This window comes from Phenylobacterium sp., assembly GCF_036501465.1.
Classification (GTDB): Bacteria; Pseudomonadota; Alphaproteobacteria; order Caulobacterales; family Caulobacteraceae; genus Phenylobacterium.
Window position 1 is genome coordinate 12,976 of sequence record NZ_DASYAF010000113.1, and the last position, 22,070, is coordinate 35,045.

A 22,070-nucleotide genomic window follows, 5' to 3' on the forward strand; every position below is an offset into this window, starting at 1 on the left:
GCACAGGCACACAAAGTGGCTTTGCAACCAGTGCGCCCGCACGTGCGCTGCATCTCCCGAGTCGCAGCTACCCACGGGTCGACGCATGACAAACAACATCTGTCGCTGGCTTGTTGTCATCGTCGTCGGGGCCATGGCCGTCGGCATCGGCTTCCTCGTCCACCTAGGATCCATGCCGCCCGCCACCCTGGGCCTACTGACTATCACCGCAGCTGTCGTCACGGTGGCCCTTGTGCGCGGGTTCCTGGCGCGCTTCGGCGGCGACCGCTACGCCAGCCCGATGCCTGTAGCGAAGGACCAATCGGCCCGCAGCCGATCCCGGTTCCTGCTTCCAGGCGGGATCCTGGCCTGCGTTGGCTCCTTCCTCTGGATGTTCAGCGTCTCCAGCGTGGCGCCGGACACCGACCTGGGGGTCGCCCTGATCTTCTTCCCGGCGCTCATCCTGATGACGCTGGGGCTCTTCGCAATCGTCGCCCGCATCTACTTCTGGATGGCGCGCTGAATCGCGAATGGCGTTTCGTTGAAGCGCCTCGGCTCTGGGCGCAAAGCTGAGGCCCGGGGCCCGGCTCCTCTGGCGCGCCGAATCCAACGGTCACGACGGGGCGTTGCGGGGTGTCCCCGCAGAAGGGGTCGGCCGAGACCGTGGCTCGGACGCAGGGGAAGGCTTTCCCCTATTGGTTCTTCAGGAGCTCCCAGGCCTCGACATCGAGTGCGCGCGCGACACGATCCAAAACGTCGATCGTAACCGCATACACGCCACGTTCGATTGAACTCACGTAGGTCCGATCAAGGTTCGCGCGATAGGCCAATTCTTCCTGCGACAACCCCTGACGCTTGCGCAGCCGGCGCAAATTCGCTCCCAGAGTTTCTCGGACACCCATCCCAAAGATGGCGCCGCATTGTCGAAAATCCCACCACGGAGGATACTCTACATTTCCGCAGGTCTCTCCGAAGGCGCCCTCGCGGTGAGCAATTCGCTTGGCTCGACCTCAAGCGCCCAGGCGAGCTCCTCCAGAACGTCTACAGTGGCTGCATAAATGCAGCGCTCGATGTCGCTGACATAGGTCCTGTCGATATGCGCCATGCCCGCCAAATCGTCCTGCGTGAGCCTTTTGCCCCTTCGCAGACGCCGGACGTTTTGCGCTAGGATCTTCCGCAGCTCCATCGTCCAGAAGACGATGGTCTTGTCGAGTATTTGGCCACGGAGTATACTCTACAAATCGCAGAAAAGCGTCGCGGACACGGTGCCGCCGTCTTCAGTTCCACGGCGCGCCATGTCCGTCTCCGACCCCTCCGTCTTCCGACCCCCCGGCGTCGCCGAAGACGACACCGACTTCGATCACGTCTACCGCCGCCACAACGGCTGGCTGCTTGCCTTCCTCCGCCGCCGCTTCGGCGCCCAGGACGCCGAGGACCTCGCCCAGGAGACTTTCGTCCAGCTTGTCCGCAGCCGCGCCGACATCCGCAACCCCCGCGCCTTCCTGGCCCGCCTGGCGCTCGACGCCGCCGGGATGCAGGCGCGCCGCCGGCTGGCCCGCCCGGTGCTGGTCTCCCAGGACTTCCTCCCGGCGGGCCTGGCCGGCCCCGCCGACCAGGAGCAGGCGCTGCTGCTCAAGCAGGCGATCCTTGCGCTCCCGCCTAAGTTGCGCGAGGTGTTCCTCTTGAGCCGGTTCGCCGGCTTGACGTATGAAGAGATCGCCCGTCGCTGCGGCGTCTCGGTCAAGACGGTCGAAGCCCGTATGAGCAAGGCGCTCGCGATGTGCACAGCCCTGTTGGCTTGAAGGGGCGGCCTGTGATGAGTGAGACGGCGACACAACGGTCGCGTGCACAGACCGAGGCGGCCGACTGGTTCGCCCGCCAAAGCCGCCTGTCGATCACCACCGACGCGCTCTACGACTTCCGCGAATGGCGCAAGGACCCCGCCAACGCCGCCGCCTACGCGGCCATCGAAGCCACCTGGACGGCGGCCGGCGGCCTGGCCGAGGACCGGGACATCAAGGCCGCCACCCAGGCCGCCCTGCAGCCGCAGCCCGCCCGCCGCGCCGCGATCGACCCCGCGGTCCGCGCTCGCTGGCTCTACGGCGTGGTCGCCGCCCTCGTGGTCGCGGCGGTCGGCGCCCGGGTGCTGATCCACCCGACCCCGGCCTACGAGACCCGGGTCGGCGAGCAGCGCCTGGTGGTGCTGGCCGACGGCTCCCGCGTCCGCCTGAACACCGACAGCCGGCTCATCGTCCGCTACCGCCGCGGGGAGCGCGACGTGGAGCTGGCCCGCGGGGAAGGCTTCTTCGAGGTCGCCCACGACCCCTCGCGCCCCTTCGTGGTCCAGGCCGACGGCGCCCGGGTCCGGGCGCTGGGCACCAAGTTCGACGTCCGCCGCGATCCCGACCGCGTCCGGGTCACCCTGCTGGAGGGCCGCGTCCAGGTCGCCAGGACCGACCAGGCCGCCAGCGCGACGCTCTCCCCCAACCAGCAGCTGACGGTGACCGCAAAGGGCCTGTCGCCGGTGCGCGCCGCCGACGCCGCCGAGGCCTCGGGCTGGACCAGCGGGCGGCTCACCTTCCACGCGACGCCGCTGCGCGACGCGGTCGCCGAGGTCAACCGCTACGCATCCCGCAAGGTGGTGCTGGAGGGGCCGGACGCCCTGGCCCGCCAGCCGGTCAGCGGGGCGTTCAACACCGGCGACACCGAAGCCTTCGTCTCCGCCGTGCAGGGGCTGTTCGACCTGCAGGCCACCCCGGCCGCCGACGTGATCCGCCTCGGGCCGCGCCCCGCCGCCCCAGCGGCCTGAAAAATATTCTTCGGGCCCGCATAGGGTGTCCCGCCTCGCCGCGCAGCTTGGTCCGTAGACGAACCACGCGGCGGCAGGCAGTGACCATCCCGGTCAACGGACCGCCCGGGCTCGTCCGGGGGAAACCATGACCGGACACACCACGCCCGCGCGCCGCCGCGCCGCCCTGCTGGGCGGCCTGGCGCTCGCCGCCCTGACCGCCGCCCTGACGGCAGCACCGTTCGCCGCGCGGGCCCAGGCAGCCCACCCGATCCACATCGCCGCCGGCTCGCTCGACGCCGCCCTGCAGGCGCTGGCCGCCCAGTCGCACGAGCAGCTGCTCTACGCGTCGGGCGTGGTGGCCGGGCGCAAGGCGCCGGCGCTCGACGGCGACTTCACCACCGAGCAGGCCCTGCAGCGGCTGCTGGCCAATTCCGACATCACCATCCGCCAAACCGCCCCGGCGGTCTTCGTGCTCAAGCGCGCGCCCGCCTCGGTGGCGCCGATCTCCACCGCGCCGGCCGAAGGGCAGGGGAGAGCCGCCGCCGGCCGCCCTTTCGGCGCTGACCCCGCGCCGACGCCCGCCCCCGGACCGCTGGCCGTGGCGGCCGCTCCTACCGCCGGGCCGAAGCCGACCGGCGCCGCGGCCACGGTGTCGGAAGTCGAGGTGACCGGCAGCCATATCCGCGGCGTCGGGGTGGGCGCCTCGCCGCTCACCGTCATCGACCGCGCCGCCTTCGATCGCCTGGGCCAGCTAACCCTGGCCGAAGGCCTCAGCGTCCTGCCGCAGAACTTCAACGGCCAGGACACCGAGATCAGCGCCATCACCTTCTCCGACAACCGAGGCGTCAACAGCGCCTTCGGCACAGGTGTGAACCTGCGCGGCCTGGGCTCGGACGCCACCCTGGTGCTGGTCAACGGCCGCCGCCCCGGCGGGGCCGGGGCGAAGGGCGACTTCACCGACATCTCCACCCTGCCGAACATCGCGGTGCAGCGCACCGAGATCCTGCTGGACGGGGCCTCGGCCATCTACGGGTCCGACGCCGTGGGCGGCGTGGTCAACATCATCATGCGCCGCGACTTCGACGGCGTTGAGGCCCGCCTGGAAGGCGGGCAGGGGGCCGGGGGCACGCCGGACGAAGGTCAGTTCGGGCTGATCGGCGGCCGCCAGTGGGCCAGCGGCGGGGTGGTCCTGGCCTACGAGGCCTATCATCGCACGGCGCTGCAGGCCGCCGACCGCGACTTCACCGCCAGCGCCGACCTGCGGCCGCTCGGCGGCAGCGACTTCCGCACCGCCTTCAGCCATCCGGGCAACATCCTGGCGGTCAACGCCGCCGGCGCCCTGGTCCCGTTCTTCGCCATCCCGCCCGGCCAGGACGGGCGCGGCCTGACCGCCGCCAGCTTCACCCCCAACACCGTCAACCTCGGCAACCCGCACGAGGGCGAGTCGATCCTGCCCGACCAGGAGCGCCAGAGCCTGTACCTGGCCGCCCACCAGGACCTGGGCGCGCGCGTCGAGCTCAGCGGCGAGGCGATCTACGGCTTCCGCGCCGCGCGCCTGCTGCAGACGCCGCCCACCGCCACCTTCTCGGTCACCCCCGCCGACCCGTTCTTCGTCTCCCCGAACGGCGCGACGTCGGAGTCCATCGAGTACAAGTTCAGCGGCGACCTGCCGCCGCCGGTCAACCGCAGCACCGCCGAGACCCTGGCGCTCACCGCCGGCGCCAAGGTCGGCCTCTGGGGCGACTGGCGCTCCGACAGCTTCCTGGATTTCTCGCAGCAGATCGAGGAGGGCCACACCACCGGGGCGGTCAACACCACCATCCTCGCCGAGGCGCTGGGCAATGTCCCCGACCGGCCGACCACCGCCTTCAGCCCGGCCCGGGACGGCTTCTTCAATCCGTTCACCGGCGAGGTCGCCAACACCCCGGCCGTGCTGGCGGCGATCGGCTCGGGCTTCGTGGTCACCCGCCGGGTGGACCGGGTCTACACCGCCAGCACCCAGGCGGACGGCACGCTGCTGCAGCTGCCGGGCGGGGCGCTGAAGCTCGCCGTGGGCGGCCAGGTCCGCCACGAGACCTTCCTGCGCGACGGCTCCAACTATACCTCCACGGTCGCGCCGACCCCGCAGCAGGGCACCGACGTCAGCCGTACGGTCGATGCGCTGTTCGCGGAGCTGAACGCGCCGCTGTTCGGCCCGGACAACGCCCGGCCCGGGCTGCAGAGGCTGGAGCTCTCGGCCGCCGCGCGCTGGGAGCACTACAACGACTTCGGCAGCACCTGGAACCCGAAGCTGGGCGCGCTCTGGACGCCCATCGACGACCTCAACGTCCGCGCCACCTACGGGCGGTCGTTCCGCGCGCCCGGCCTGCGCGAGCTGGACGATCCCGCCGCCAACAGCCCGATCCACATCGGGGCCGGCGCCAACACCACCCTTGTCCTGCTGCTGACCGGCGGCAATCCCAACCTGCGGCCGGAGACCGCGGACACCTGGACCGCCGGCATGGACTGGCAGCCCCGGACCATCGACGGCCTGCGGCTGTCGGCCACCTGGTTCGACGTGGCCTACCAGAACCGGATCGACACCCCGGTGACCTCCTTCCTGAGCACGGCGCTCACCGACCCCACCTTCAGCGCCTTCATCCGCCGCCTGAACACCGCCAATCCCACCGACCTGGCCGCGATCACGGCCCTGCTGGCCAGCCCGCAGACCCTGTCGGCCGGCAGCTTCCCGGCCAGCGCCTTCGGAGCGATCGTCGACGGCCGCTTCGTGAACACCGGCGCCCTGCGGGTGCAGGGCCTCGACCTCACCGGGACCTATGGGTTCGGTCTCGCCGACGGTCGGCTCACCCTGGGCCTCAACGCCTCGGACCTGCTGCGCTACGACCAGGCGCTGACCCCGACCGCCGCCAGCGTCGACCGGGTGGGCCAGGTGAACTTCCCCGCCCGCCTGCGCGGCCGCCTCACCGCCGACTGGAGCCGCGGCCCGGTGACGCTCGGCGCGGCGCTCAACGCCACCAGCAGCTTTCACGACACCCTGGGCGTCCATGTGGCCGCGCTCACCACCACCGACCTGCAGCTTCGCTGGACCAGCCCGGCCGCCGGGCGCTGGGCGGGGCTCAGCCTGGCGCTCAACGCCCGCAACATCTTCGACACCGCCCCGCCGTTCTACAACAACCCGCTCGGCTACGCCTTCGACCCGGGCAACGCCGACGTCATCGGCCGCTTCGTCTCCGTCCAGCTGACCAAGAGCTGGTGATGCCGCCCCCCGTCGCACGCGCCGGCCGCGCCCTGGCGGCCGGCGCCCTGTCGCTCGCCCTGCTGGCCGCCGCCGGCCCGGGATCGGCCCGGCCGGTGCGGCTGGACGACATCCTCAACCGCGAGGGCTTCGGGGCGTCCCAGATCGACCCGACTGGCCACTGGCTGGCGTTCGAGCGCCGCGGGCCCTACCGGGCGGCGGTCCGCTTCGACCTGGACATCCAGGACGACCTGGGGCGCACCACCCTGTGGCGCGTCGACCTGAAGCGCCCTGGCGCGGGCCGGCCGCTGTTCCGGGCCGCGCCGGGGGTCGCCTATGCCCTGGGGCCGTTCTCGCCGGACGGGGCGCGGGTGGTGGTCTACCGCCTGACGCCCGACAACTGGGAGCTGGGCGTGGCGACCCTGGCCAGCGGCCGGGTCACCTGGCTGGGCGTCACCCCGGAACGCGAGAACGACGCGCGCACGGTGCAGTGGGACACCGCCGCGCGCCTGCTGGTCCTGGCCCGCCCGGATCGCGACATCCCCTTCAACCTCCGTCCGGTGCGCAATTCCGGCCTCCTGCTTCCGGGCCGTTGGCGCGCCGCCGCGCGGGGGGCGGCCGCTGTCACGGTCTACGGCAGCGGCCGCTACCTCGACGCCCATCCGCAAGGCCCGCCGGTCCGGCTGGTGCAGATCGACCTGCCGAGCCGTCGCCGCCGGACCCTGGCCACCGGCCGTTTCATGGACCTCGCGCTGGCCCCCGACGGCCGTCACGCCGCCCTGCTGGAGGCCGGCGGCGACATTCCGATGGACGCGCGCCACGAGATCCAGGGGGCGTACGGGTTCGAGAATGTGTTCCACCGCCTGCGGCTCCTCGACCGCGCCACCGGCCGGCTGACGACCATCGCTCCGGGCTACGACCTCCTGCTGCATCCGCTGGCCTGGGCCGGCGCCGGCGCGGATCTGCTGGTGTTCGCGCGCCGTGACGGCGAGCCCTGGGGCGCGGGCCACCTCTATCGGGTCGAGGCCGCCGCGCCTGGCCCCGAAGCGCCGCTGCGGCGCGCCGACCAGGGCCTGACGCTGCGTCTCGACATGCGCCCGGAAGCGGCCCGCGCCGGCTGGTTCGCGGGCGTCCCGCTCGCCTGGGGAGCCCCGGCTGGGGCCGCGCCCGACACGCCGCCGGCCTGGTTCCGGCTTGGGCCCGCCGGGCCGGTCCCGGTGATCGATCCCGCGGCGCGGCCCAGCCGCGAGGCGCTCGCCGTCGCCCCTGGCGACCGGCTGCTGCTCGCCGCCGGCGCCAAGGTCTGGGCCCTCGACGCCCAGGGCCGCGCCACGGTGGCGGCCCAGGACGTCGAGCCGCTGACCTATATGCAGGTCAACCGGCTCTGGACCTTCGACTACGACCTGCCGCACGCCGGGCGGCTGGCTGTCCGCCGGCGCGCGGCCGGCGGCGATCTGATCGTCTCGGTCGCCCCGGCCGGCCCCGCCACGGCAGGCCCCGCAGCCGGCGACCCCAGCGCCGCCGCTATCGCCGCCCCGAACGCCGCGACTGTCGCCCAGGTCCCGCGCGGCGGCGACGTCTTGGCGGTCGACGCGGATGGCGCGCTCGTCCGCACCTATCCCGCCGGCGGTGAGGAGCGGTTGCTCTGGGTCCGCCGCGCCGGGCCGCCGGTGGCGGTCGCGGCCATCAACCGGGCCCTGGCCGACCTCGACGCCCCCGAAATCCGGCCGGTCTCCCACGCCGGGCCGCACGGCGAGCGCCTGACCAGTTGGCTGATCCTGCCACCGGCGCGTGCCGGCGCGCCGCCGCCGCCGCTCATCGTCCGCCCTTACCTGGGTTCGTCCTACCCCACGCCGCCGCGCAGCGCCGACGTCCGCCGCAGCGCCGGCGACAACACCTCGGCCCTGCTGGTCGCCCACGGCTACGCCGTCCTGATCCCGAGCCTGCCCGCGCGGCGGGACGGGGCCGGGCCGGCGGACGGCCTGGCCGATCGGGTGCTGGCCATCGTCGACGCCGCCGCGGCCGACCCCGCGCTCGCCGGCCGGTTCGACCCGGCCCGCCTCGGCCTCTGGGGCGAGAGCTTCGGCGGCTACAGCACCCTGGTCATCGTCACCCAGACCGACCGCTTCAAGGCCGCCATCGCCCAGGCCGCCACCAGCGACCTGCTGTCGGAGTGGGGCGGGTTCCAGACGCCGCGCCGGGTCGATCCGCGCGAGGGCCTGAGCCCGTTCTTCAGCGGCGGCTGGGTCGAGGACCTGCAGGCCGACATGCGCGCCCCGCCCTGGGCCGACCCGGACCGCTATGTGCGCAACAGCCCCGCCTGGCATGCCGATCGGGTGCGCACGCCGCTGCTGTTGCTGCACGGCGACCAGGACACCTTCGGGCTGACCCAGCCGGAGGAGATGTTCTCCGGCCTGCTGCGCCAGAACAAGGACGCCGAGCTGGCGATCTACTGGGGGCAGGGGCATGTTCTGGGCAACCCGGGCAACCTGCGCGACCTCTACCGGCGCGCTTTCGCCTGGTTCGACACGCACCTGGGACCGGTCACCGCTCCCATCACCGCACCGGCCACCGCCGCGGCGCCGCCGCCGAGTCGGGGACGCGCGTCTGCCAGTGCCGCACGAAGGCCTCGACCGCCGCGCCCCACAGGATGAGGCCGGCGTCGGCGCCCTGCATCAGGGCGTCAGGGTCCAGCGCCGCGTCGAGCGCGACCCGGTCGAGGACGCCGGCCTCGGACAGGCTGCCGTCCAGCAGGTAGGGCCGCAGCACCTCCAGGTTCGCGGCCACGGTCTGGGCGAAGAGCGCGCTGAGCTCGCCCTTCGAGCGCCGCAGCCGCAGGGCCTGCGGCACACGGTCGGCGAACAGGTCGCGGGCGAGGCCGCGCTCGCGCCCCTCCGGCGCGAGACGCCAGACCGGGATAGCCAGGGCCGCCTCGAGCACGGGCTGGGCCAGCAGGGGATGGGCCACCTCCGCGATCCTCCCGAAGCGGGTGATCCCCCGCTGCGCCTGGGTGGTGACCACCGCGGCGATCTGCGAGCGCTTGGCCGGCGGCAGGCCGTCGAGGTCGGCGAGCCAAGGGTGCGCCGGCCCCGCCGGCGCCGCCCGAAGCCGCGGTCCCCACAGCGCCGCGGGCCGGGGGGCAGGGCGGCGCCGCAGGGCGCCCAGCGCCTCCCAGCCCACCGACCACAGCGAGCGCCGCAGCCGCCGCGCCAGCCCCCGCGCCAACGGCCCCGCCAAGCCCCGGGGGCCCTTCGCGGCCAGCCAGTCGGCGAGGATCTCCGGCGTCGGATGCTGAAAGAAGACGGCGTCCCCGCCCTTGCCGGTGATCAGCACCTCCGCGCCGCCTTGCGCCAGCCAGGCGGCGGCGCGGCGATCGCGGCCGACGTCGGGGGCGTTGAGGATGGGCCGCGCGCCCCGCGCCAGGCACAGGAGGTCCGCCTCCTCGAACCGCGTGACCTCGAGCGGCAGGACCACGGCCGGCAGGCCGGTCTGCGCCAGCACCAGCTCCGCCCAGCGGCGTTCGTCGGACTCCGGGCGCCCGCCCTGCAGATGCAGGGCGGTGAGCCGCCGGTCGCCGGCGCAGCGCGCCGCGGTCGTGGTCACCACCGCGGAATCGAATCCGCCCGACAGCTCGACCGCGCAGCGTGTGTGAGGCTTGAGCGCCGCGCCGACCGCCAGGTCGACGGCGCGCTTCAGCTGAGCAACGGCGGCGATCGGGTCAGGCGCCGGCGCCCGGGCCCAGGCCGCCGGTCGCCAGAGGGCTGTCGCGCTGCCGCCGCCCAGCCGGTGGAGGTCGCCGGGCGTCACGGTCTCCAGTCCCTCCAGGCCGGCGTGCGCCATCAGCGAGCCAGGCCGGCGGACGAAGTCCGCGATGGCGTCCCAGTCCAGGCCGAGACGCTCAGGCAGCAAGGCGGCCGGAAGGTCCTCGACGCCGGAGGCGACGATCCGCAGCCCGTCGCGGATCCAGGTCAGGGCGTCGACCGCTCCCGACGGGTCGCGCAGCGCCCAATTCCAGGCCCCGCCGGGGTCGGCCAGGATCGCCACATAGGCGCCCCAGCCGTCGTCGACGAGCCTCCGGGCCACGGCCCTGGCCGACGCCGGCGGGCCGCCCTGGCCCGGCCGCAGATTGGCCAGGCCGCCCCGGCGATACAGCCGGCCGATGACGACCGCGCCGAGGCCGGGGAGGTGGACGGCGGGCGCCGGGACAGCCCCCCAGGTCCAGAATTCCAGGCGGTCGAGCCGCATCTCTCCACGCCAACCGGCGGACTCAAGCCTGCGGGAAGCCGCACGGGCAGCTTCGGCGGCAGCCTCGCCGTCTTCCCAGGCGAAAGCCACATAGGCGCCGGCCATCAGACGACGCAGATCGGCCGGTAGCCGACAAGGCGCTCCGGGACGTCGTCGAGGGCGACGTCGCCAACCTGCGCCCAGCAGTGGGCTGCGAACGGCCAGGTCCGGACGCCGAGCACCCATTGGGCGTCGGCGCCTCGCCGCTGCAGGAAGCGCAACAGCAGGAAACTTCGGACCAGGCACTTGCGCGGCGCCGGCAGCCAGATGGCCGCCCGCTCGAATTTCGCCGCCAGGCGCAGGGCCGCGGCGCGCCGTTCCGCGGAAGACGGGCGGTGACCGCGAGCGATGTAGACCACGATCTGCGCGAAGGTCCGGCCCCGATAGTGGCGCAGGAGGTCTAGCCAGGCGCCAAGCAAGGCGCCGACTTCGGGGAATGTGAGGGGTTCGGCGGCGTGGCCGTCGAGCGCCGACCTCGCGGGCGACGGAGGCGGGCAGGGGCGGTCCGGCATGACAGCGCCCAAGCCGGCCAGGCCGGCGCCGACAAGGCCTTCCGCCGCGGCCGGCTCATGGGCCTCGATGGCCCGCCCCGGCCCGACGGTCAGCAGGCCGCCCGCGCCGGGAAGACAGAGGTAGCGGTCGGCGGCGATATCCAGGAGGACGACGTCTGCCTCCACCTGGACGGCGTGGACGTCGGGGCGAAGGTGGAGGGGGATCGAGCCCATGGCGATCGCGGCGCCGGCCGAGGCCGGCGCCGCTCGACGTCAGCCCGGGATCACCAGGCCGCCGCCGTCTTCCTCGATGCCCTCGTCGAAGCCGTTGGTCTCGGCCTTGGCGCTGCCGAAACCGACCAGGCGCAGGGTGCAGGGGTCGAACTTGCGGATCATGACCGCCTCCATTCTTGACGTCGCCGCAGGACGCGGCCGGTCAAGCAGGCGGCCCCCGCCCGATCTATTCAAACTATATCGGCGCTATAGTTCTGGGGCCCGTCGGCCACGGTCCAGCAGGGCCGCCAGTCGGTCGGCCAGGCTGATCCGCCGAAGGTGGAAGCGCCGGACAGTGACGGCCCAGGCGCCGCCGGGTTCGCGAAGCCGCAGGCCCTGCAGTTCACGGGCTTCCGCCGCCAGGTCGTCCAGCAGGCCGGCCTCCGCGCGCCGCACGGGGCCCAGCTGGATCTGGGTCGCGCGGTGCGCCGCGCTCAGCGCCCGGCTCCCGGTGGCCGCCACCCAGTCCGCAAACAACCTCTCCACCTCGCGGATCGGATCCGTGAGCGGCAAAGGGTCCTCGCGGGCGCCCGGCGCGGCCGGGCCAAGGGCCGGGCGATGGGGATCATGGGCGATCGCCAGCTGGGCCAGGCTCAGCCGGTAGAGGTCGGCGATGTCGCCGGCCGTCAGGGTGCGCACGAAGAAGCCCTGGCCCCGGCGGTCCTCGAGCAGGCCTTCCCCCGCCAGGCGCGAGAGCGCCTCGCGGACAGGCGTGGCCGAAAGGCGGAGGGCGGCGGCGACGTCGACAGCGGCGATCCGCTCGCCAGGAGCCAGGACGCCCTCACGCAGTCGGTCCCGCAGATTGCTGAGTGCGACCTGAAACGGTTCGACCCGGTCCGCCGCCATCCCGAACTCCACACCCTGACGCTCGTCCCTCGCCGAAAGCGTCGGTCAGCGCGACCCTGATTGGCAAGGCTCAAATGTTCGCGTTTCGCGGGAATATTTGGTTATCAATCAATATATTAGGGCTATATCCCGCCACCTTGCGGAAGGGCCGCAATCCCATTGCGGCGCCGCCAGGGCCGAGGTTCACCGCGCAGGGACCCAAGGCCTTTCGATGCCGATCGGCCGCTCAAACGGTTGCGACATCCGGTGATGGATCATTTGCCCCGTAAACCGGCTGCGGCCGCGTGGCGTCAACCGAGGTTGGCCAGCATCCGGGCCGGCGGAATATAGATCACCACGATGCCGCCCCGACCCCCGCCGCCGACGCGGACGTGGCCATAGCATTGCTGGAAGGCCCTGGCGGTGGCGGCGGGAAGCCTGGCGTACGGATAGGCGCCCTCCGCCCAGGCCCCGCCGCTCCAGGTGAGGTAGCGCCAGGCGTGGGGATCGCCGGACAGCCGGTAGGCGCCGCAGACCGTCCTGCGGCCGAACCAGACCGAAACGATCTGCGCGCGGGCCCCCCTGTGCTGGCCTTCGATCGCCGTGCGCACATTCCGCAGATCCAAATAGGTGATGAGGAAGCTTCCGCCGATCAGGACGCCGAACACCGCCGCGCCGATCGCCCAGACGACCGGGTCGCGGGCCTGGCTGTACGGCCGCGCCATCAGTGGCCCGTCCAAATGTCGGTTCCGGCGAGGGCGCGCCCGAGCAGGATTCCGGGGACGGCGCACACCGCCGTCAGGATGACCATGCCGTAGAGCTGCACCAACAGGGTGTTGCGCCCGGCGCCGCCCTCGGCGATCAGCCGTTTGCGGTAGCGCCACTGCAATCCGCCGGCCGCCAGGCCGAAAGCGGCGACCGCGTAGAACAGATAGACCGTGTCGAGCCTCTCGGCGCTGATGGCCCCGCAGGCCAGCGTCGCAAGCCCCATCACCACGAACGCCAGCGGGGCCAAGCCGAAAGCCAGTTGCTTGTTGCTCGAAGGCGCCACCTCACCTCCCATGGGACCTGGCAGGGTTAGCCCTTGATGCCTGCCGACAGCGTTGTCGTGAACTCGAGCACCGCCTTGCGCATATGGGGCGGCAGGCGGGAATAGGCGCTCAGGAGGTCGACGGCTTCGGGCCTTTCCACAGTGCGGCGATCGTCGTTGTCGCCCTTGCAGTCGCCCAGCCCCGCCAGGAAGCTCGACGCGCTGACCCGCAGGGTCGTGGCGATCTCCACCAGCTTGGACGCCGAGATCCGGTTGGAGCCGTTCTCGTACTTCTGCACCTGCTGGAAGGTCACGCCGATGGCCTCGGCCAGCGCGCCCTGCGACAGGCCGCAGGCGGCGCGCGCGGCGCGCACGCGCCCGCCAACCACGACGTCGGTGGGATGGGGCCGCTTGAGATCGTCCATTTGCCGGTCCTCACATGGCCTCCGAATTATGCGGATCGCGGCGCGCTGACCAGTCCGATGAGCCAGCTCCGCCCGGGCGTGGCCACGGGGCAGTCAGTATATTTTATACAAATCCGCTTTACAGATGTTCTCTGTTTGTTCCATTCTCTTCGAGGACGCGGGATCGCGCCAGGAACAAGGAGAGAGCGATGAACCCCACCGTCGATTGCCGCGGCGCCCAACGGGTCTGTCTCGCCGCCGTGGTGGAGGCGGCCTGGGCGCGGGTCACCGACGCCGTCGCCCTGCTCGCGGCGATCGACGCCGGGGCGCTGTTCGCCGAGCCGCCCGCGGATCCGGCGGCCCGGGTCCGCCATACGGCCGGCGTCTCGCTGCTGTCGGTCCTGCAACGGGAGCTCGAAGCGGCCCAGGCCCACCTGGATGCGGCCCTTCCCGGGCGCCGAGCGCGCTCAACGGCCATGCGCGAACACACGTATAAGTAGTATTACAACCCAAGTGACAACCGGAGCCGGGACCATGCCCCTACGACGCGACCTTCCAGGACGATCTCGCCCGCACACGCCCGGCAGGGCGGGGCGAAGCGCTCTTCGCCTGCGGTTGGCGGCGGGCGCCGGCGTCTTCGGCCTGGCGCTCGGCTGCTGCGCCAACCTGCCGTCGCCGGCCGGGCCGCCGCCGGCCTTCGACCTGCACAAGGACATTTCCGACCTCTCCGCCCAGTTCGGGACGGCGACCTCGGTGGCGGCCTACTACAGCCAGCCGGAGACCGAAGCGCGGCGCAACGCCTTCGTGGTCGGGCGGCTCACCCTCTACAATCTGCAGTACATCGACTACATCGGCCGCTTCGCCCTGGGCCAGGCGGTCACCCAGTCCGCCTTCGACCTCGCCAAGCTCGGTGTGGACCTCTCCGGCGCCCTGGTGGGGCGGCCCTACGCCAAGACCGTCCTGGGCGCGGCCTCCGCCGCCCTGACCGGATCGCGGCCGTCGAGCGAACGCAACCTGTTCGACGACGAGACCACCGCGGCCCTGGTGGCGCAGATGAACGCCGGGCGGAAGTCCGCCCTGGTGCCGATCCTCGCCGGTCTGCAGCGTCCGCTCGCCGACTATCCGCTGAGCACGGCCATCGTCGACCTGGAGAGCTTCTATGAGGCGGGCACGCCGCAAGGGGCTCTGACCGGGGTGCAGGCCGCCGCGGCCCAGCAGGCGATGGCCGCCGACCAACAGATCGCCCAGTACCGGACCTTGAGCTTCGGCCAGGACAGCGCCTCGACCGCGATCCGCGCCTGGCTGTACCCGACCGCCGCGCGCAAGGGGCCGGGCGGCGCCATGCTGCTGGCCAACGGCGGCCCGGCCTCGGCCGATCCGACCCGCGCGGCCCAGGTGCGGCGGTGGATGACCGCCAACGGCTGGGGCGACCTGCCCGTCCGGCGCCTGCTTGACGGCCCGACCTTCGCCGCCGCGCGGCAGACCGCCGTCGGCGCGCTCGCCATCCCGTCGTCCTAAAGGAGACCCGCCGGCTCCGCAGGCGCCGCGCCCTCGAGCGGTCCCATACCGTAGGGGCGGCTGGCCGCAGGCCGGCTTCTGGCTTCGCCCCCGTCGGTCGGGGACCCTGGGCGTTCGCGGCGCGGTCACCGACCGTCGGCGATGTCGATCAACCGCGTCAGGGCGTAGACCGATGGGCGCTGGCCCGCGCCTTCGCGGATCCGTTCGATCAGACCCGCGTCGACTAGACGCTGCAGCATGTTGTTGGCGGTGACACGGTTGTTGAATCCGCCATCGGCGAAAAATGTCGGCGCGGCGATGATCGGGCGCCTGAAGAAGGCGTCCACTGCGCGGTGGGCGTTGGCCGATTTCGTCACCTCGGCGAAGGCGGTCCGCATCGCCTGGTAGAGGTCCTGGATCGCCCGGGCCTTCGTAAAGTTGACCTCGGCCTGGACGACGACAGCGTTGATGAAGAACGACATCCAGCCTTGCCAGTCACCGTCGTCGGTGATCGCCAGTAGACGGTCGTAGTATTCGTCGCGATGGGCCTCGAGATATTCGGAGAGATAGAACATCGGCGCCGACAGGGCCCGGCGCTGGTAGAGCAGCAGAGGGATGATCATCCGCCCGATGCGGCCATTGCCGTCCTTGAACGGATGCAGGATCTCGAACTGGGCATGTGCGATCGCCGCCTGGACGACAGGGTCCTCCGCGTCGGATTGGATGAAGGCTTCCCAGGCCTGCAGCGCGGCGGGAAGGATCATCGGACTGGGCGGGATGAACCGGGCGCGATCGATCGCATCACCCGGGCGTCCGATCCAGTTCTGGTCTTCCCGGAACCGGCCCGGGTCCTTGTCGCGGCCGCGGACACCCTGCATGAGGCGCTGATGCACGGCCCGGATCAGGGACAGCGATAGCGGCCGCTCCTGCAGCGCGAACTCCGCGATCTGCACGGCGATGCGGTAGTTCGAGACCTCTTCAATGTCGGGCCGCCGCCGTTCCGCCCCTTCGAGACCGGCGTCGAATTCAAGGACCTGGTCGAGGGTCGCCTGGGTGCCCTCGATCCGCGACGAGAGTACGGCTTCGTTCGCGGTGATCGGCGACAACAGCACGCTGGGATTGGGCAGCGATTGCAGCATGCCGTCGTAGCGGGCGACGGCGGCGTTGCCCTTACCGATGAGTTTGGCCAGGGCGCGCCAGTCCAGCTTCGGCGGCAGATCGTCGGGGACGCAAGGGGCCTTGGCCATGCCGGCTTATAGCCAGGACCTCCGCCTTGTGAAAAGAATATTCTTTTGAAATTTACACAACTGAGTTTGTGATAAGTGAAATTTCGAGTCTGGGGCTTGTGAGATGCGCAAAGCCTCGCCGCTTTGCACAAACGATCCCGTGGAAAACGACCTTACCACACCGGAATTTGCGATGTGCGAAACCGCTGGCGGCCTTTCGCAAATCAATTCGAGGAAAGTCAAAGTCATCTCCGCGGGACAGAAGGCCATCGGCGCGGCCTTCCAGCCCCGCGCCGTTTTCGGCGCCCGCGAGGGCTGCCGGGTTTTCGCGGCGCCCTGAGCCAGCCGCCCGAGGATCGCCGTCACGGCCGCGGCCAGCCCGCGCGTCAGCGGGCATGGCCTGGCCTTTGGGGGCGCGGAGCTCGCCTTTCAGCGATGGTCCCTGGCCCTGACCGGATAATGCAGGACACCCTTGTCCTGCGCCTTCTGCGCCAGGTTCAGCGCCGGCCCGAACGGCTTGCCGGCTTGGGCGCGGTCGCTGTTCAGGCTGTTGGCCAGGGTCAGCACGCACACCGGTTCCAGCGCCAGCATCTCGTCGTTGGCCCGGAATGGCGCCGCGCGGCCGTCGCGGTCGAAGTCGGGCTTGGCCAGCACCAGCGTGACGCGCTTCTGCTGCGCCCAGCGGATCGCCAGCTTCTCCCCGCCCTTGGCGCCGGAGGTGGCCAGCGCCATGTCCGGCCATTGGGCGTGCGCCCAGTTCAGGGCGTCGAAGATGCGGTTGGCGTCCTCCACGGCGTTGGCCTGCGGTGACGCCCGGAAGGCCACGACCGTCGCCCCTGGATCGGCGGCGGCGTGCTTCGCCGCCTTGCGGATCCGCAGGGCCTCGCGGGCTTCGATCTGGGCGGCGGTCACCCGGGAGCCGCGGATGGCGCCCTTCCAGGGAGTCCAGACATCGCCTGTGGCGGTGGTGTAGCTGGCCGACGCGGCGTCGCGGACCAGCTCCAGGGCCAGGGTCGCGACGTCGGCGGCCCGCGCCAGGCGGGTGGCGTCCTGGATCTCCACGTCGAGGATTTCCGAGCCGTCGAAATCCCGGACCAGGACGTTGAGGCTGTCGCGCGCCTTGTCGGCGTCGCGCTCGATCCGCTGCGCCGCCGAGTGGAAGGCGCCGATGAGCGCTTCGCAGATCACCGCGGCGAAGTCCTCGAGCGGCGTCTCGATCACCAGGTCGAGGAGCTCGGTCATCAGGGCATGGCCGACCTGCTGGAGCGCGTCTTCCGGCGGATAGGGCCTGGGATCGTCAAGCTGGAGCGCCAAGGATTCGAAGCGCGTGAGGGCGTCGGCGCTGGGGAGATGAAGGATGGGTTGCATGGCGGTTGGCCTTGTCTGGGGTTGGTCGAGCCGGTCGGCTCCTGACCGCCCCCGCGCCGGCCGGCGACGGGGCCCACAAGGGCTTTGAGCGCAGCGTCCCTTGTGAGCCGCGCTGCCGGATGGCGAGGTCATGGGAGCCCACCGGCCGCAACCCCCGACAGCCGTCGCCTGTCACCCCTTCATCCCTCGCGGGCGCCTCAGGCCGAGTGCCGCCGGCGGCCCCGGCGGCCCTCTTGTCTAGGCCGCCTTCGGAAGGATCGACTGCGCCGGCCACCGGGCCAGGATGGCCGCCAGCACCTCGGGCCGGTCGGTCGGGACGAAGACCCGCGGCGTGTAGGCGATGATCTCCACGAAGCAGCCCATGGTCGTGAGCATGGAGCGTTGCGCCGCGCCGCCGACCAGTTCCAGGCGGTGGCGATCCATGACCTTGGCCTTGCGCAGCCAGAAGCCTCCGGTGAGCGCCACCGAGGCGCCGTCGCGCATCACCAACTGGACGGCGTTCGAGCCGTCGGCGACGGCCCTGGCCGTGTCCGTCAGGCCGAGCGCGATCTTCAGCGGGGTGACCTGGTCGAGTTCAAGCACACGGCCCAGCCACCGGCGCCCGTCCGGCGCCTTGATCCGGCGGACCGAGGTACGCTTGGCCGGCAGGCTGCTCCAGACCGGCAGCAACAGGCCGGTGACCAGCACCAGGTCGCGACGGATCCAGGGGTCGGCCTCGGCGATCTCCGCGTCCCAGGCGGCGCGCCAGGCCTCGGCGGCGCAGCCCTCCCAGGCGGAGTCCTCGAAGGCCTTCAACGGCAGGACCTGGCGCTTCTCCGGCCGGATCAGCCGCACGGCCGGGGTCAGCCGATCGTCGTCGTCGGTGGTGGTCAGCCCATGGACCGCCAGCGCCGCGCGCCCGGATTTGCCATTGCGGACATGGGACACGGTTTGCGGATCGAGGCCTTCGACCGCGACCTCCGCCGCGACCAGGGCCCGGCGGCTGCGCATCTGGAAGCTGACCAGACGGGTCTCGGCTCCGGTGACCGTATCGGTGCGGACGATCGCCTCCTCGGTGACGGTTAGGTCCTCGGCGACGATGTCCTCCAGCCCGCGATCCAGCAGGCCCGAAGCCGCCGCGCGCTCGAGGATGCTGCCGAGAATCTGGTCGAAAGCCTCGAACAGGGCGTTCTGGTCGGCGATCCGCAGGGCCAGCAGGCGGTTGAGGAAGGTGTTCATGGCCGGCAGGGCGTCCGAGGCCCGCAGCTGGCCCTCGGCGTCCAGTAGGCGCAGCCCGGTCTTCGCCTCGAAGGCCTCCCGATCCATCGCCGGGACCTCGCCGGAGTGCAGGGCGACGTAGAAGGCCTGCAGGGCGCGGTGCGCCCAGGGGCTCTCCAGGTTGTCTTCCGGCCGGAACAGGCCATTGCCGGCGGAGCGGCGTTCACCGCGGGTGAGCGCGCCCAGGCTGTCGAGTCGCCGCGCGATGGTCGACAGGAAGCGCTTCTCGCCATGGATGTCGGTGGTCACCGGCCGGAACAACGGGGCGACCGCCTGGTTGGTGCGGTGCGAGCGGCCGAGCCCCTGGATCGCCGCGTCGGCGCGCCAGCCCGGTTCCACGAGGTAATGGACCCGCCGCTGCTGGTTCGCTACGCCCAGGTCGGCGTGGTAACTGCGCCCCGTGCCGCCGGCGTCGGAGAACACCAGGACGCGCTTTCGCCCATCCATGAAGGCGTCGGTCTCGGCCTTCGCCGCCGAGCCGCTCCGCCGCTCCACCACCCGGCGTCCCTCCCGGGCCACCACCCGGCGGGAGCGGCCGGTGATCTCGGCGACCTGGTCCGTGCCCAGCGCGGCCAGCACGGCGTCGAGCACGCCTGGGACCGCCGGCAGGCAGGCCAGTTCGGTGACCAACTCGTCGCGTAGCCGCAGGGCCTCCTGGCTGACCACCGGGCGGCCGTCGACCATGACGGGGACCATGGTCACATTCCCGTCCTCGTCCTCGACGGGGTCCATGGCCATCACCGGGAAGGCGCCCATCAGGTAGTCCAGCACCTGGTCCTTGGGCGTCAGGTCGAGGGCGAGGTTGTTCCACTCTTCGGGCGGGATCTCCGCCAGCCGCCGCTCCATCACCGCCTCGTTGGTCGAGACCACCTGCACCACCGCCGAGCGGCCTTCGGCGAGGTCCTGCCGGATCGAGGCGACCAGCGACGGCGCCTTCAGGCCGGCCAGCAGGTGACCGAAGAACCGCAGCTTGGCCCCCTCGAAGGCCGACATCACCGCCGAGGCGGCCTGGCCGGACTTGGCGTTGCCCTCCTCGGTCACGCCGACCGCCTCCAGGGCCGCGTGCAGGTTGCGATGGATCAGCTGGTAGGCGTCGGCCCAGGCGTCCCAGATCGCGATGTCGTCGGCGGTCAGGGGATGGCGCAGGGCGTCGTATTCGACGCCGTCGAAGGCCAGGGACCGGGCGATATAGAGGCCCATGGCCTTCAGCTCGCGGGCGATCAGCTCCATGACCGCGACGCCCCCCGACTCCACCGCGTCCATGAAGCCGTCGCGCGTCGGGAAGGGCGCTTCCGGCCCGCCCCAGAGGCCGAGCCGCGCCGCATAGGCCAGGTTCTCCGGCGTGGTGGCGCCGGTGGCCGAGACGTAGAGGACCCGCGCATTGGGAAGCCGGTTCTGCAGGGCGAGGCCGGCCATGCCCTGCTGCGAGGCCTTCTTCGGTCCGCGCCCGCCCTTGGCCCCGCCGGCCGCGTTGGCCATGGCGTGGGCCTCGTCGAAGACGATCGCCCCGTCGAAGTCGACGCCCAGCCAGGCGACGATCTGGTCGAGGCGTGACGGCCGGTCGCCGCGCGCCGGCTGCCGCAGGGTGGCGTAGGTGCTGTAGAGCACGCCGCGATCCAGGCGGATGGCGTCGGCCTGCTTCCAGGCCGACTGCGGGACGATGTCCGACCCCGCGCCGCCGATCGCGCACCAGTCGCGCCGCGCGTCTTCCAGCAGGGCGTCGTTCCTGGAGAGCCAGAGGGCGCGGGTGCGTCCCTGGGCGATGTTGTCGGCGATGACCCCGGCGATCTGCCGGCCCTTGCCGCAGCCGGTGCCGTCCCCGAGGAAGAAGCCCTTGCGGAAACGGACGGCCTCAGGCTCGTCCTCCCGCGCCAGGAAGGCCTGGTGCGGCGCCTGTCCCAGCGTCCAGGATCCCGGCAGCACCTGGGCGTGGGCCTCGCCGGCGTAGACGACGGTCTCCAACTGCGCCTCGGAAAGCCTGCCCTCGGCGGCCACGGCTTGTGGCAGCACCGGGCGATAGGTCGGGGCCGGCGGCGCCACCGACGCCATGGGCCCGGATTCCACCAGCGGCGACGGATGCGGCCGCGCGGCGGGGAAGGCGATACGGCCGAGCGCATAGGCCTGATAGAGGCCGACGTCGCGGCCTTCGCCGGACCAGGATTTGGCCGCGTAGGCGACCGGCGCGCAGGCCGTCAGGAAGGCCAGCCGGTTCGACGGCGACGCCAGACCGCGGGCGCGCGGCGCCAGCAAGGCCACCGCCGAGACCGACCGGAATTGCCGTGGCTGCGCGGTGGGCCGAGGCGCGATGCCTGCCGTAGCCCGCGCGGCGTCCGCCAGGCTCTCGGCCGCGACAACCGGCGCCGGCGCCGACTCGGCCACGCCGCGGTCGACCACCAGCAGGCCCGTGTCCACGGTGGTTCCGTGCTTCGCATAGGCGCGGGCCGGGAACGCCAGGCGCAAGACGATCGCGTCGCGCGCGGACAACCTCCGAAGCAGGGTCACATCTTCGAACACCCGCGCCGGGACGATCGCCGCCAGCCGGCCGCCGTCGGCCAGGCAATCCAGGGCGGCGTGCAGATGGGTCTCCAGGTGCTGGAACGGCGGGTTGGCGACGACCGCGTGGAAGCCGCCGGACCCCACCAGGATGTCCCGCAGATGCGCCGCGTCGTGGCGGCTGCGCGCCGCGCGCGGGAACAGGCCGTCCAGCAGGTCGGCCCGCTGGCCGGCGATCTCGTTGAGCGTCAGTTCGCCGCCGCAGGCCTCCGCCAGCACGGCCAGCAGGCCCGTGCCGGCCGAGGGCTCCAGGACCCGGTCGCCGGGGCGCACCTGGGCCGCGAGCACCGCCAGGGCGCCGAGCTGCGGCGGCGTCGAGAACTGGTCGAGCGCGACCTGCTCCTCGCTGCGGCGGGTGTGGGTCAGGCCGAGCTCTGCGAGGTTGGCCAGCAGGGCGACGATCTCCGCCGCGGCGTCCTCCAGGCGGCCCAGCTGCGGGCCGAGCCGGCGCAGCTGCAGGACCATGGCCGCCTCGATGGCGTCGTAGGCGTCGCGCCACAGCCAGGCGCCGTCGGCGTCCGACGCGCCGAAGCTGGTGGTCATGACGTTGGCCACCAGCCGCCGGTCCAGCGGCCGCGACCGGTTGAGCTGCGGCAGCAGGGCGCGCGCGGCGGCCAGCAGGTTGGCGGCCGTATGGTCGCCGGCTTGGGCGGCCGGGACGGTCTCGAACAGGGGAAGCAGGGCGTTCATGGGCGGGTCCGATCACCCGCGGCGGAAGGCGCCTCCCTCCAGTCCCGACGGGCTCGCCCGTCCCACCCCGGGCTTTCGCTTTCCCAGCCGCGCCGGCGCGGCAGCGGAGGAAGAGCCCCCGCCGTCGGGCGAGGGCTCTCCGCGCGTCAGGCCGCGAGGGACGCGGT

Annotated in this window: 20 protein-coding genes; 8 read left to right on the plus strand and 12 right to left on the minus strand. The window is 72.2% G+C overall.

Annotation, left to right across the window (positions count from 1 at the left end):
* Positions 1–133 precede the first annotated feature (133 nt).
* Positions 134–502: a hypothetical protein gene (locus VGL85_RS12450; protein ID WP_331589263.1), complete on the plus strand. Its 369-nt coding sequence runs from the start codon at positions 134–136 to the stop codon at positions 500–502.
* A gap of 169 nt (positions 503–671) precedes the next feature.
* Here the strand turns inward: VGL85_RS12450 and VGL85_RS12455 are convergent, their stop codons facing one another.
* Together VGL85_RS12455 and VGL85_RS12460 are read right to left on the minus strand one after the other, a co-directional pair.
* A complete protein-coding gene (locus VGL85_RS12455; protein ID WP_331589264.1) occupies positions 672–851 on the minus strand; it encodes a helix-turn-helix transcriptional regulator in 180 nt (59 codons plus the stop codon).
* 77 nt (positions 852–928) lie between these two features.
* Positions 929–1,165: a helix-turn-helix transcriptional regulator gene (locus VGL85_RS12460; RefSeq protein ID WP_331589265.1), complete on the minus strand. Its 237-nt coding sequence runs from the start codon at positions 1,163–1,165 to the stop codon at positions 929–931.
* 109 nt (positions 1,166–1,274) lie between these two features.
* Here VGL85_RS12460 and VGL85_RS12465 point away from each other — a divergent pair, with 109 nt between their 5' ends.
* The 4 genes from VGL85_RS12465 (at position 1,275) to VGL85_RS12480 (ending at position 8,659) form a co-directional block, all read left to right on the plus strand.
* On the plus strand, positions 1,275–1,781 hold the full coding sequence (locus VGL85_RS12465) for a sigma-70 family RNA polymerase sigma factor (protein ID WP_331589266.1): 507 nt from the start codon (positions 1,275–1,277) through the stop codon (positions 1,779–1,781).
* A gap of 14 nt (positions 1,782–1,795) precedes the next feature.
* Positions 1,796–2,788 (plus strand): FecR family protein, encoded by a 993-nt coding sequence (locus tag VGL85_RS12470; RefSeq protein ID WP_331589267.1) that lies wholly within the window; start codon positions 1,796–1,798, stop codon positions 2,786–2,788.
* 127 nt (positions 2,789–2,915) lie between these two features.
* Positions 2,916–6,026, plus strand: a complete 3,111-nt coding sequence (locus tag VGL85_RS12475) for a TonB-dependent receptor domain-containing protein (protein WP_331589268.1) — start codon at positions 2,916–2,918, stop codon at positions 6,024–6,026.
* The gene (locus VGL85_RS12480; RefSeq protein ID WP_331589269.1) at positions 6,026–8,659 is read left to right on the plus strand and encodes a S9 family peptidase; all 2,634 of its coding nucleotides are present in this window, start codon (positions 6,026–6,028) and stop codon (positions 8,657–8,659) included. The genes VGL85_RS12475 and VGL85_RS12480 overlap by 1 nt, the downstream gene beginning before the upstream one ends.
* Here VGL85_RS12480 and VGL85_RS12485 read toward each other — a convergent pair.
* From VGL85_RS12485 to VGL85_RS12515, 7 genes are all read right to left on the minus strand, one after another.
* Positions 8,562–10,250: an asparagine synthase C-terminal domain-containing protein gene (locus tag VGL85_RS12485; protein ID WP_331589270.1), complete on the minus strand. Its 1,689-nt coding sequence runs from the start codon at positions 10,248–10,250 to the stop codon at positions 8,562–8,564. The genes VGL85_RS12480 and VGL85_RS12485 overlap by 98 nt on opposite strands.
* A 104-nt stretch (positions 10,251–10,354) precedes the next feature.
* The gene (locus tag VGL85_RS12490) at positions 10,355–11,014 is read right to left on the minus strand and encodes a lasso peptide biosynthesis B2 protein (RefSeq protein WP_331589271.1); all 660 of its coding nucleotides are present in this window, start codon (positions 11,012–11,014) and stop codon (positions 10,355–10,357) included.
* A gap of 39 nt (positions 11,015–11,053) precedes the next feature.
* Complete coding sequence (locus tag VGL85_RS12495; protein WP_331589272.1) at positions 11,054–11,176, minus strand: hypothetical protein; 123 nt, start codon at positions 11,174–11,176, stop codon at positions 11,054–11,056.
* Positions 11,177–11,260: 84 nt separating this feature from the next.
* Positions 11,261–11,899 carry a GntR family transcriptional regulator gene (locus tag VGL85_RS12500; protein ID WP_331589273.1) on the minus strand — a complete coding sequence of 213 codons (639 nt, stop codon included), beginning with the start codon at positions 11,897–11,899 and terminating at the stop codon, positions 11,261–11,263.
* A 290-nt stretch (positions 11,900–12,189) separates the two neighbouring features.
* A complete protein-coding gene (locus VGL85_RS12505; RefSeq protein ID WP_331589274.1) occupies positions 12,190–12,603 on the minus strand; it encodes a hypothetical protein in 414 nt (137 codons plus the stop codon).
* Entirely contained in the window at positions 12,603–12,929 is a 327-nt protein-coding gene (locus tag VGL85_RS12510) for a hypothetical protein (RefSeq protein WP_331589275.1), read from the minus strand. Before VGL85_RS12510 ends, VGL85_RS12505 begins: the two co-directional genes overlap by 1 nt.
* A 26-nt stretch (positions 12,930–12,955) precedes the next feature.
* On the minus strand, positions 12,956–13,333 hold the full coding sequence (locus tag VGL85_RS12515; protein WP_331589276.1) for a helix-turn-helix transcriptional regulator: 378 nt from the start codon (positions 13,331–13,333) through the stop codon (positions 12,956–12,958).
* 188 nt (positions 13,334–13,521) lie between these two features.
* On the opposite strand from VGL85_RS12515, the gene VGL85_RS12520 reads away from it, so the two are divergent.
* On the plus strand, positions 13,522–13,812 hold the full coding sequence (locus tag VGL85_RS12520; protein WP_331589277.1) for a hypothetical protein: 291 nt from the start codon (positions 13,522–13,524) through the stop codon (positions 13,810–13,812).
* 115 nt (positions 13,813–13,927) lie between these two features.
* Entirely contained in the window at positions 13,928–14,830 is a 903-nt protein-coding gene (locus tag VGL85_RS12525; RefSeq protein WP_331589278.1) for a hypothetical protein, read from the plus strand.
* Positions 14,831–14,955: 125 nt separating this feature from the next.
* On the opposite strand, the gene VGL85_RS12530 is transcribed toward VGL85_RS12525, so the two are convergent.
* Positions 14,956–16,056 carry a Fic family protein gene (locus VGL85_RS12530; RefSeq protein WP_331589279.1) on the minus strand — a complete coding sequence of 367 codons (1,101 nt, stop codon included), beginning with the start codon at positions 16,054–16,056 and terminating at the stop codon, positions 14,956–14,958.
* A 103-nt stretch (positions 16,057–16,159) separates the two neighbouring features.
* On the opposite strand from VGL85_RS12530, the gene VGL85_RS12535 reads away from it, so the two are divergent.
* Positions 16,160–16,375 carry a hypothetical protein gene (locus VGL85_RS12535; protein WP_331589280.1) on the plus strand — a complete coding sequence of 72 codons (216 nt, stop codon included), beginning with the start codon at positions 16,160–16,162 and terminating at the stop codon, positions 16,373–16,375.
* Between the two features lie 89 nt (positions 16,376–16,464).
* Here the strand turns inward: VGL85_RS12535 and VGL85_RS12540 are convergent, their stop codons facing one another.
* Complete coding sequence (locus VGL85_RS12540) at positions 16,465–17,403, minus strand: DUF2493 domain-containing protein (RefSeq protein WP_331589281.1); 939 nt, start codon at positions 17,401–17,403, stop codon at positions 16,465–16,467.
* A 237-nt stretch (positions 17,404–17,640) separates the two neighbouring features.
* Positions 17,641–21,903, minus strand: coding sequence for a strawberry notch-like NTP hydrolase domain-containing protein (locus tag VGL85_RS12545; RefSeq protein ID WP_331589282.1), 4,263 nt, complete (start codon positions 21,901–21,903; stop codon positions 17,641–17,643).
* Positions 21,904–22,070: the final 167 nt, after the last annotated feature.